This window comes from Roseateles sp., assembly GCF_039929605.1.
GTDB lineage: Bacteria > Pseudomonadota > Gammaproteobacteria > Burkholderiales > Burkholderiaceae_C > Pelomonas.
The window spans coordinates 1-10,769 of record NZ_JBDSQX010000032.1; the positions used below are offsets into that span (position 1 = coordinate 1).

8 protein-coding genes and 1 pseudogene are annotated in these 10,769 nt (G+C 67.0%); 2 read left to right on the forward strand and 7 right to left on the reverse strand.

The window, feature by feature from the left end:
• From ABIS05_RS04720 to tal, 3 genes are all read right to left on the reverse strand, one after another.
• A partial coding sequence (locus tag ABIS05_RS04720) for a TolC family protein (protein ID WP_348012601.1) occupies nucleotides 1-681 on the reverse strand: 681 nt, incomplete at its 3' end.
• Nucleotides 682-761: 80 nt separating this feature from the next.
• Entirely contained in the window at nucleotides 762-2,414 is a 1,653-nt protein-coding gene (pgi, locus tag ABIS05_RS04725) for a glucose-6-phosphate isomerase (protein WP_348012602.1), read from the reverse strand.
• Between the two features lie 7 nt (nucleotides 2,415-2,421).
• Nucleotides 2,422-3,516 carry a transaldolase gene (gene tal / locus ABIS05_RS04730; RefSeq protein WP_348012603.1) on the reverse strand — a complete coding sequence of 365 codons (1,095 nt, stop codon included), beginning with the start codon at nucleotides 3,514-3,516 and terminating at the stop codon, nucleotides 2,422-2,424.
• 268 nt (nucleotides 3,517-3,784) lie between these two features.
• Between tal and ABIS05_RS04735 the strand changes: the two genes are divergently transcribed.
• Together ABIS05_RS04735 and ABIS05_RS04740 are read left to right on the forward strand one after the other, a co-directional pair.
• Nucleotides 3,785-5,866 carry an ATP-binding protein gene (locus ABIS05_RS04735; protein WP_348012604.1) on the forward strand — a complete coding sequence of 694 codons (2,082 nt, stop codon included), beginning with the start codon at nucleotides 3,785-3,787 and terminating at the stop codon, nucleotides 5,864-5,866.
• Between the two features lie 182 nt (nucleotides 5,867-6,048).
• Nucleotides 6,049-6,789 (forward strand): L,D-transpeptidase, encoded by a 741-nt coding sequence (locus ABIS05_RS04740; protein WP_348012605.1) that lies wholly within the window; start codon nucleotides 6,049-6,051, stop codon nucleotides 6,787-6,789.
• Between the two features lie 6 nt (nucleotides 6,790-6,795).
• Here ABIS05_RS04740 and ABIS05_RS04745 read toward each other — a convergent pair whose 3' ends face one another.
• The 4 genes and pseudogenes from ABIS05_RS04745 to ABIS05_RS04760 all read right to left on the reverse strand — a co-directional run.
• Nucleotides 6,796-7,818 (reverse strand): cation diffusion facilitator family transporter, encoded by a 1,023-nt coding sequence (locus tag ABIS05_RS04745; RefSeq protein ID WP_348012606.1) that lies wholly within the window; start codon nucleotides 7,816-7,818, stop codon nucleotides 6,796-6,798.
• A gap of 11 nt (nucleotides 7,819-7,829) precedes the next feature.
• A complete protein-coding gene (locus ABIS05_RS04750; RefSeq protein ID WP_348012607.1) occupies nucleotides 7,830-9,488 on the reverse strand; it encodes a Na+/H+ antiporter in 1,659 nt (552 codons plus the stop codon).
• 37 nt (nucleotides 9,489-9,525) lie between these two features.
• Nucleotides 9,526-10,296, reverse strand: a complete 771-nt coding sequence (locus tag ABIS05_RS04755) for a VIT family protein (protein WP_348012608.1) — start codon at nucleotides 10,294-10,296, stop codon at nucleotides 9,526-9,528.
• Nucleotides 10,297-10,375: 79 nt separating this feature from the next.
• Nucleotides 10,376-10,769: pseudogene (locus ABIS05_RS04760) on the reverse strand (PRC-barrel domain containing protein); the annotation flags it as partial.

Sequence of the window (10,769 nt, forward strand, 5' to 3'; positions counted from 1 at the left end):
CTCGCGCCACTGCGTGATCTGCAGCGTCTCTTGCTGGCTCTGCAGGTTCTGCCCGGCAATGGCCAGCCGCTGCTGCAGGCTGCGCAGCTGCAGGTAGTTGACGGCCACCTCGGCCGCGACCGAGACCTGCGCGTCGCCCAGGCTGGCGGCGCTGGCCTGGACGTCGGCATCGGCCGCCGACACGCCGGCGCGCACGGCACCGAAGATGTCGGGCTCCCAGCTCGCGTCGAAACCTGCACTGAAGGTGTTGGTCGAGACGCTGGCCGTGCTGCCGGGTGAGTTCGCGCCTGTGTTCCCGATACCGCGTCGGCTGCGCTGCGCCGACACCGAGCCGCCCAGGGCTGGCCGCAAGGCAGCAGACTGCAGGTCACCCGCGGCGCGTGACTGCGCCAGCGCGGCCCGCGCCGCTTCCAGCGAGGTGTTGGCGCGCAGGGCGTCGTCGATCAGGCTCACCAGCAGCGCATCGTCGAAGCGCCGCCACCAGGCCGCCAGGGGTGTTGCGGCGAGGCCCGCGTCCGCCGTCGACCAAGCCAAGGGCACATTCAGCGCCACGCGTGGGGCCGGTGCCTGCACCGGCTCAAAGGCGGCACAGCCGGCCAACGCGGCGACGAGCATCAGGCCTGCACACAAGCTGACACTGGCGGCCAGGGCATCGCGCCAGGGTTCAAGATGCTTGTGCATTGACGGCGTGTTCAGTTGTTGTGGCTCTGGGCCCAAGTTTGGTTCGCACGGCGGCGCCGGTCTGTACGTCGCCGCACATGTCACCCCCTGCGCAGCCGTCTGTAGCGCTGGATCAAGGCCTCGGTCGACGTGTCATGCGTTCCGGCCTCGCCGGCCTCGGCGCCCAACTCGACAGCCGTCCGCTGCGCCAGCGCCTTGCCGAACTCGACACCCCATTGGTCGAAAGAGTCGATACCCCAGATCACACCCTGTGTGAACACGCTGTGCTCGTACAGAGCCACCAGGGCGCCCAGCGCAAACGGCGTCAGGCGGTCACCCAGCAACATGTTGCTGGGTTGGTTGCCTTCAAGGACGCGGTGCGGTAACAGCGCCGGGGCAACCCCGTCGGCCCGCAGTTCGTCCGCGGTGCGCCCGAAGGCCAGCGCCTCGGCTTGCGCGAACAGGTTGGCCATCAGCAGGTCGTGTTGTGGGTCGCCCTGCCCGGCCGCTTGGCCCTGTGGGTTCAGGCTCTGCGCGAAACCGATGAAGTCGCACGGCGCCAGCCGTGTGCCCTGGTGCAGCAACTGGAAGAACGAATGCTGCCCGTTGGTACCCGGCTCGCCCCACACGACGGGCGATGTGGTCATCCCGACGGTCTGGCCTTCGCGCGTCACGTGCTTGCCATTGCTCTCCATCGTCAGTTGCTGCAGATAGGCCGGAAAGCGCTGCAGATACTGCTCGTACGGCAGCACCGCCTGCGTTGGCGCACCGAGGAAGTTGTTGTTCCAAACGGCAAGGAGGCCCAGCAGCACCGGCATGTTGTGGCCAAGGGGCGCGTGCCGGAAATGTTGGTCCATCGTGCGCATGCCGGCCAGCATGTCGGTGAAATGCCCCGGCCCGATGGCCAGCATGATGGAAAGGCCGACCGCCGACGCCATCGAGCAGCGGCCGCCAACCCAGTCCCACAGCGGGAATATCTGCGCTGGCGCGATGCCGAACGCCGTCGCGGCCTCGACGTTGGCGGACACCGCGACGAAGTGGCGTGCCACGGCCTGGGCAGCACCCAAGTGCTGCAGGCACCAAGAGCGCGCCACCCGGGCATTTGTCAGCGTCTCGGTCGTCTTGAAGCTCTTGGAGCAGACGATGAACAGCGTCTGCGCGGCGTCGAGCCCGCGAACGGCCTCCGCGAAATCGGTGCCATCGACGTTGGCGACGAATCGAATGCAGAGGTCGCGTTGGCTGTAGTGCAGCAACGCGGCATGTGCCATCGCCGGGCCCAGGTCCGAGCCGCCGATGCCGATGTTGACGATGTTGCGGATCGGCTGGCCCGTATGCCCCAGCCAGGCGCCGCTGCGGACCTGATCGCTGAAAGCTGCCATGCGCGCAAGCACGACATGCACCTCATCGACCACGTTCACGCCGTCCAGCAGGACGCACTCGCCGGCCGCCGCCCGCAACGCGGTGTGCAAAACGGCGCGCCCTTCGGTGGTGTTGATGCGGTCGCCGCGGAACATGGCATTCATACGCTCGGCCAGGCCACGGTCGACCGCCAACGCCACCAGCAGCGCAACCGTCTGCGCGTCGATGCGGTTCTTCGAGTAGTCAAGATACAGGCCTGCGGCCTCCACCGTGCAACGGGTGCCGCGCTCGGGATCGGCGGCGAACAGCGCACGCAGGTGCAGACCGCCGATGCGAGCCCGGTGTTCGATCAGCACCTGCCATGCCGGGCTGGACGGCAGCGTCTGATCGTTCATATCGGCGTCATGGCGGCGTCATGGCGGCCTTGGTAGCGCACTTCTGCCGGATGCAGGTCAGCGCCGCGTGCCACGACGCTGCGAAGCCCTCCACGCCTTCGCGCTGAAGGCGCTCGGCCAGTGCCGCGTCGTCGACGCCCTCGCGCCGAAACTCTTCCAGCACGGCATCGGCATAACCGCCGTCGGCCGGGAGCGGCGTGCCCACCCTGCCGTGGTCGGCAAAGGCCAGCAAGGTCTTCTCCGGCAAGGTGTTGATCGTTCCTGCGGCGGCCAAAGCCTGCACGTACAAGGTGTCGGCGACGGTGGAATCCTTGGTGCCCGTGCTGGCCCACAGCAGCCGCTGCGGCTGCGCGCCGGCCGCTGCCAGCCGTTGCCAGCGGTCGCTGGCGAGCAGTTCACGATGGGCGCGGTAGGTGCGCATCGCCATCGCGATGCCGAGCCGGTTGTGGAACGGTGAGGAGATCTCCAGCTTGACCGCCGCGTCCCACCGGCCGATGAAGACAGAGGCCACCGACGCCACCTTCGCATCGAGCCCTGCAGCCAGGCGCCGCTCGATGCCGCGCAGGTAGGCCTGCGCCGCAGCCAGGTAGTGTTCGCGCGAGAACAGCAGCGTCACGTTGACGGGGACACCGTCGAAAACCACTTCCTCAACGGCCTGCAGGCCTTCACCGGTGCCGGGAATCTTGATCAGCAGGTTCGCCCGCGCCGCGCGCCTGAACAGCTGATCGGCTGCCCGAATGGTGTGCGCCGCGTTGTCGGCCAAAAGCGGAGAGACTTCCAGTGACACCCAGCCGTCCACGCCCTGGCTGGCGTTGAAGACGGGGCGCAAAAGGTCTGCGGCCTGGGTCAGGTCCTCCAGGATCAGTTCGAACAGCAACGCCTCGCCCGCCAGACCCGCGGCATCCAGCGCGCGAATGCTGGCGTCGTAGCCATCGCCGGCCTTGATCGCATGTTCGAAGATCGTGGGGTTGGAGGTCAGACCCGTGATACCCAACTCGGCGATGTAGCGGGCCAGTGCGCCACCGCAGAGCAACTCCCGGCTGATGCTGTCCAGCCAGAGGCTTTGCCCCAGGGCTTGCAAGCGATGCGTGTTGGCGTTCATGGCGTGGCGTTCCCCCGGAATGCCGTTCAGAAGGCGGCAGAGGATGTGTGTAGCGGTTCAGGCGACTGCCCTCTGTGCGCTACCCGACACTGCGCCCACGGAAATGGCCGCAAGGCCTTCTACGCCGTCACTGCTGTACGTCACCGAACAGACTCGGCAGGCGGTATGGCCGTCAACTCAAGATCCCAGATCGACGAACGCTCAGGCCTGCAGCCGTCGCACTTGGAACGGCCCGGGAGGCGATATGTTGAATTGGTTGCACACTGTCATGTCGGCGACCAATCGGCTGATCCTGCGTCGACCTGAGCCCGCTGAACTGTTTGACGGCGTGTGCAGAATCTGCGTGGCTTCAGGCCATGCCAAGCTTGCTGTGATCGAGGTGCTGGACGGCAGCATGGCGCACCGCGCAACGGCTCGCTGGGCCGACAGCAACACGCCGGATCGCCGAACGGACTGCGACGACAGCGGCCCAGTCATGCTGAACACCCTGACGAGCGCAGCCTCGAATGCGCCTTGCATCAGCAACGACATCAGCCAGGACCCGCGGCTGCAGCCGTGGGCAGCCTGGTGCTTGCGCAACGACATTCACGCGATGGCCGCGCTGCCGATTCAGCGCAACGCCGCCCGCGTGGGCGCGCTGCTGATCTACGCTGGCCAAAGAGGCTACTTCCAGGCGGACATGGTGGCGCTGCTCAAAGAGATGGGCGAGGACCTGTCCTTCGCCCTCGACAACGCCGACCGCGAGAAAGCCCACAAGGCTGCGCTCGACGAGAAGGTGCGTACGTTGCAGCTGTTCAACACGCTGTTCGATAGCGCATCGATTCCGATGGCCGTGTTCAATCTCGACGACCGAAAAGTCGTCAAGGTCAATGATCAGTGGTGCTCGCTGCTGGCCTTGACGCTCCAGCAGATCATGGGCAAATCCATCGACGGGCTCGGCTGCGGGCTTTCGGATGCGGACCGCGCCATCTTCTACGCTCCGCTTGACTTGGGTCACGCCGTCGTGGGCCTGCAAGCCCGGATCACCGACAGCCGGCAGATCGCCCATGAGGTGCTCCTTCACGCTCATGTGGTGGACTACCTGGGCACCAGGTGCGTGCTGGTCGTGGCGACCGAGATTTCCGATCTGCAGACCGCACAGGAGGCGAACCTCGCGCGCGCGGTTGCCGAAGATGCCAGCCGCGCCAAGACGGATTTCCTGTCGCGGATGAGCCATGAACTGCGCACGCCCTTGAATGCCATGCTGGGCTTTGCCCAGTTGCTGGGCTCCGACCCTGAAGGCGCGTTGTTGCCGGCCCAGGCCGAACGCGTGCGGCTGATCACCGACGCGGGCTGGCATCTGCTGGGTCTGGTCAACGACGTCATGGACATCTCACACATCGAGGCCGGCAGATTTGACGTGGTGACTGAAGGCATCGACATCGCACCCATCATTGACGCAGCCGTTTCGATGAGCCGACCGCTCGCTCGCAGTCAACAGGTGGCACTGACGGTTGGTGGGCTGGGCGTTTTGTCGATCGGCGTGGTCTGCGACCCGCGCAGGATGCGCCAGGTGCTGATCAACCTGCTGAGCAACGCCTGCAAGTACAACCGCCACGGCGGTACGGTGAAGGTGGAGGTCTCTTGCCAGCAAGGTGAAGTTGTCGTCGATGTGGTGGACAACGGGCTGGGCATGACCGAGGAGCAGATGTCACACCTCTTCGAACCCTTCAACCGGCTCGGAAACGCTGGCCTGGCCGTCGAAGGCACGGGGATCGGCCTGACCCTGACCAAACAACTGGTGGAGCTGATGAAGGGAAGGCTCATCATCGAGAGCCACCCCGCCACCGGAACCCGCGCGCGGGTCGTGCTGCCCCGGTTTGAGCTGGCGTCGAAGCAGGCGCCCCCTGTGACCCTGGTGTGTCCGCAGGGGAGCCCGAGGTGGCAAAGGGCCACCGTGCTGAGCATCGACGACAACCCGGTCAATCAGATCCTCGTCGAGCAGATGCTGGCGCTTTGCGGTGGCATCCAGGTGCTGCAGGCCGACGATGGCTCGACCGGCCTGGCGAGTGCTCTTGCGCACAAGCCCGACCTGCTGCTGCTGGACCTGCAACTGCCAGACATGTCCGGCTTCGAGGTACTTGAAGCGCTGCGCGCCGACCCCCGAACCGCGTCGATCCCGGTTGTCGCGGTTTCGGCCAGCGCCTTCCCGATCGACATCCAGCGGGCCAGGGCATTCGGCGTGCTGGACTACTGGACCAAGCCGCTGCAGGTCGAGTCGTTTGTTGCCGGCGTGAACAGCATCCTGCAGTCTCGGCTGGAGCACCCTGTCGCAGTTCTGCCCGCAGCACCCTTGGCTTCGTGCGGATGAGGCCTGTCGGGTGGCTGCTTGGTGCAGGGGTGGGGCTTGCGTGTCTTGCGTGTCTTGCGTGTCTTGCGGTTCTTGGGCGTCTTGCTTTCCTTGCGCCGGCCGGCGGCGCCCTTGACGTCGAACCAGTGGCGCCGAGGTCATCGCCGTCAGCCACCAACATCGCGCCAGACGAGGGCGGGGCGATGGCGGCAGCGTTCGCGCGTGACGTCTCACCACGCCTGCCCCTGCCACAGACGCAAGCTGATGAATATGCCCAGCGTCTGGCGAGCGCCCTGCAAGCGGCGCAGCTTGAGCTGAGTGCACTGCAGTTCGTTCTGCTGGTGGACCGGAATCCCGACGTCCAGGCCGCGTTGCTGTACTGGGGATCGTCGTCGCTGGGCTGGGCTTTGATTGGCGCGACGCCAGTTTCCACCGGCCTGCCAGGCCGGTTCGAGCACTTCACGACGCCGCTGGGCGTCTTCGATCACTCGCTGGCCAACCCCGATTTTCGCGCAGAAGGCACGAAGAACGAGAACGGTTTCCGTGGCTACGGCAACAAGGGCATGCGCGTCTACGACTTCGGCTGGGTCGCCGCACCGCGAGGCTGGGGGGATGGGGCAATGGGCAAGCTGCGCCTGCAAATGCACGCCACAGATGCCGATCTCGCGGCATGGCGCCTGGGCAGCAGGCAGTCCGAGGGTTGCGTGCGCATGCCCGCCACGCTGAACAGCTTCCTGGACAAGAACGGGCTGCTCGACGAGGACTACGACGAGGCGCTCGGTGCAGGCGAGGCACTTTGGGTCATGCGCAGCGACCGCACGCCGACTGCGCACCCCGGGCGCTATCTGATCGTTGTCGATTCGGAGCGCCCTGGCAGGCCCGATTGGTCTCCGCTGCCCGCCAAACTGCCAAGGGTCAGCACACCGCGCCACGGGCCGGGATGAGCTCGTTCATGGTGTCTGCTGCTGCGGTTGGAAGGGGTTGGCGTTGGGAGCCGGTGCAACGATCAGGCCCAGCGCGGCAGGCTGCTCCCCGAAGCGCCGGCGCACCGTCTCCTTGAAGGCTGCCGCGGTCTGCGGCTTGATGAACAGCGTCACCACCTCCGGGTGTGCAATGCGGATCTGCCGCTCGATCTCGGCCACCGCCGCCTCGACCTCGGGAACGCGCAGCGCATCCGGAAACTCCAGGCTCAAGGCCGCCAGGATCTGATCCGGCGCCAGCTGCACGGTCAGCACGCCATTGGCCTTGGCGCTCACGCTGGCCGCTTCGGCGATGCGCAGCAGCGAGTCACTCAAGCGCTGGTCAGCCCGCTCACCGATCAACAGGCTTTTGCTTTCACGGGCCAGCAGTGCCGCGGCGCAAGCCAGCACCCCACCGATGAGGATCGAGGCCACGCCGTCCAGTGCCGGCAGGCCCAGCCGCGTGGAAGCGAAAGTACCGAAGGCCGCGATCACGATGCCGATCAGCGCCGCACTGTCTTCGAACAGGCCGACGAACGAGGGCGGGTCCTTGCTGGTGCGAAAGGCCTCGTAGTAGCCCTGCTGGCCCTTCATGATCTTGAAGTGCCTGAATGCCACCCACCACGAGGCACCTTCGAACACGAAGGCCAGGCCCAGCACGATGTAGTTGACGAAGGCGTCGTGGATGGGCTCGGGGGTTCTGACGTGCAGGATGCCGTGGTAGATCGACACCACGGCACCGAGCGCGAAGACCAGCAACGCAACGATGAAGCTCCAGAAGTACAGCTCGCGGCCGTAGCCGATGGGGTGGTCGGGGTCGGCCCGCAGCTTGGCGCGCCGCATCCCGTAGAGCAGCAGCACCTGGTTGCCGATGTCGACGAAGGAGTGGATGGCCTCGCTGAGCATGGCCGAGCTGCCCGTCCAGGCGGCGGCGCCGGCTTTGGTGAACGCGACCAGCAGATTGCCCACCAGGGCCGCGTAGATGACCTGGGTGGAGGAGGAATTGGCCGCCATGTCGTCGCCCTTCAGGTCAACTGCCGTGCTTCCATCAGGTCCAGCTCCCGCACCAGCCTGCGCGTGGTGCGGCTGCCCAGCCGTCGTGCACGCAGTTCCTGGAACAGCGTGCTGCGTTCTGCGCGTAGCCCCGCCAGGCGCAGCTCTCGTTCGATGCCTTCCTCGCGCTGGGCTTGCACCACGGCTTCGGCGCTGCCGCTGCGGCTGTCGATGCGCTGGCGGTACTGCGCCAGCAGGCGTGCCGCCGCTGCGGTGTAGAGCGCAGCGTCTGCATGGCCTGCCGGACGCGCGCGCTCCAGGACTTCGATGGCGGTGATGGCGGCGCGTGCAGCGACCAGACGCGCCGTGACTTCTTCCAGCGCCGGCGTGTCGTCTGCTGTGGGCGCCAGGCCCTTCAGCAGCAAGGGCAGCGCCACCGAGGCCAACACCAGCGACAGTGTGATCACCCCCATGGCCAGCGTGATGGCCAGGGTCCGTGCGGGAAACGCGGCACCACCCGGCAGCAGCAAAGGCAGGCCCAGCACGCCGGCCAGTGAGACCGCGCCGCGAACGCCAGCCAGTGACATCACCGAGATCTGGCGCCAGGGCACGGTTTGCGGCTCGGCCTTCGCGCCGGACTCACCGCTGCGCTTGAACGTGCGCAGCCGCAGCGAGACGGCAACCCATGCGAAGCGAAGCACCACCAGCGCAGCGGTGATGGCCACCACCTGCAGCGCCAGCCGGCCCGCGCTGTCCATGCCGCTGCCGGGCGCGGCAAGCTTGAACTCGGCCACGATGCCGTGCAGCTGCTCGCCCAGCAGCACAAAGACTGCACCATTGGCGGCGAAGCCGAGCAGGTCCCAGAAGGTGCTGCGGCGTATGCGCGTGCTGGCACTGGCCTTGCCGGAGTTCTCCAACACGGCCATGGTCAAGCCGCCTGCCACGGCTGCCAGTACGCCGGAGCCTCCCACACGCTCGGCCAGCAGGTAGCAGCCAAAGGGGATCAGCAGGCTGATCAGGATCTGGGCGCCACTGTCCTCACCCAGCAGCCGCGCGGCAACGTTCTTCAGGCCGGTCAGCAGCAGCGTCAGGCCCACCCCTGTGGCCACGCCGGCACTGGCCAACCAGGCGAAATCGAGCACGGCCGCCGGCAGCGAAAAGTTGCCCGTCAGCATGGCTGCCACCGCCAGCTTGAAGCACACCAGGCCCGAGGCATCGTTCAGCAGCGATTCGCCTTCCAGAATCTGCATCATGCGCGGCGGCATGGGCACGCGGCGCGCGATGGCCGAGACGGCGATGGGGTCGGTGGGCGACAACACCGCGGCCAGCGCAAAGGCCACGGGCAGCGGCACGGCCGGCACCAGCGCATGCAGGAACAGGCCCACACCCAACACCGTGAACACGACCAGGCCCAGTGCCAGCTGAACGACGATGCCCTTGTCTTGCAGCAACTCCTCGGCCGGCATGCGCCAGCCGTCCAGAAACAGCAGTGGCGCCAGCAGCAACAGGAAGAACACTTCGGGTTGCAGTGTCACCACCAGCGCGGGGAAGAGGCCCATGACCGCTCCGAAGGCCACCTGGATCAGCGGCGTGGGAAGCGTGAACGGCAGGATGGAGGCCAGCGCCCGCGCGAGCAAGTCGCTGAGCACCACGGCGAGCAGGAACAGGAGGGTGAGTGAGACGGTGTCCATAGCCGCCGGGTTCATGCCGGCAGCGCGCTGGCCACCCTCAAGCCACGGCACCGAACAAGGCACCCGCGCCTGCGGTGACGCCCATCGCGATGGCGCCCCAGAAGGCGACACGCCAGGCGCCTTGCCACACCCCCGCACCGCCGACCTGCGCCGAGACGGCGCCTAGCCCGGCCAGGAAGGCCAGCGAGGCGATCGAGACCCAGAGGATCAGCTGTGCAGGCGCGGTGGCCAGCACGACGCCGATCGGCAGCACGGCGCCCACCGAGAAGCTGGCTGCCGAGGCCAGCGCGGCCTGCGTCGGCCGTGCGGCTGTGGTGGGCGAGAAGCCCAGTTCGTCCCGGGCGTGCGCGCCGATCGCATCGTGCGCCATCAGCTCGCCCGCCACCTGGTCTGCCAGGCGCCGGTCCAGGCCGCGGCCGACGTAGATGCCCGCAAGCTCCCGCTGCTCACCCACCGGGTCGGCCCTCAATTCGGCGCGCTCGCGCGCCAGGTCCGCGTTCTCGGTGTCCATCTGCGAATGGACCGAGACGAATTCGCCCGCCGCCATCGACATGGCCCCGGCGATCAAGCCGGAGACGCTGGTCAGCAGCACGGTGCGATGGTCCGCCCCGGCTGCCGCAACACCCAGCACCAGGCTGGCCGTGGACACGATGCCGTCGTTGGCACCGAGCACAGCGGCGCGCAGCCAACCGATACGCTGGTTGCGGTGTTGCTCGCTGGGCTGTTGCAAGGGGTGGCCGCGCAGTCTGTTCGTGAAGCCGCGGTCTGGCGGCACGGCATGGGCTGCGGCAGTTGTCGGGGTGGTCATGCCCGTGCCACTTCGCAGCGCGGGCGCCGCAGAGCACGGCTACCGGCCTGACGAACTGACGAGGCGAAGTTGTTGCCGATCAACCGGTGGCCGCATCGATGGACTTGCGCAGCCGCGCGGTCGCAGCGCTCACGCTGGCTTCAAACTCTCTCCAGTGCACGGCCGTTGCCTGCTTCATCTCGGTCAGCTTGGATTCAGCCGACTTCACGTCGAGCTGCAATGCCGTGACCTGCAGGTCGATCTTGGCCTTGACATCGGTGGCAGCCACGCCAGCCTTCTTCTCCAGCTCGGCCGTCTTCGCCTTGCCCTTGGCGATGTCGGCCTCGGCCGTGGCCACGAACTGGTCGCGCTTGGCCGTATCCGTGGCATAGGTGAATGCCGGCATGCCCTTGATCATCTCCTTGGTGGCACCTGCCATCACGAGCTTGCCGGCCTTGTCCTGGATCTGCGTCACGGGAATGGCCACGTCGTGA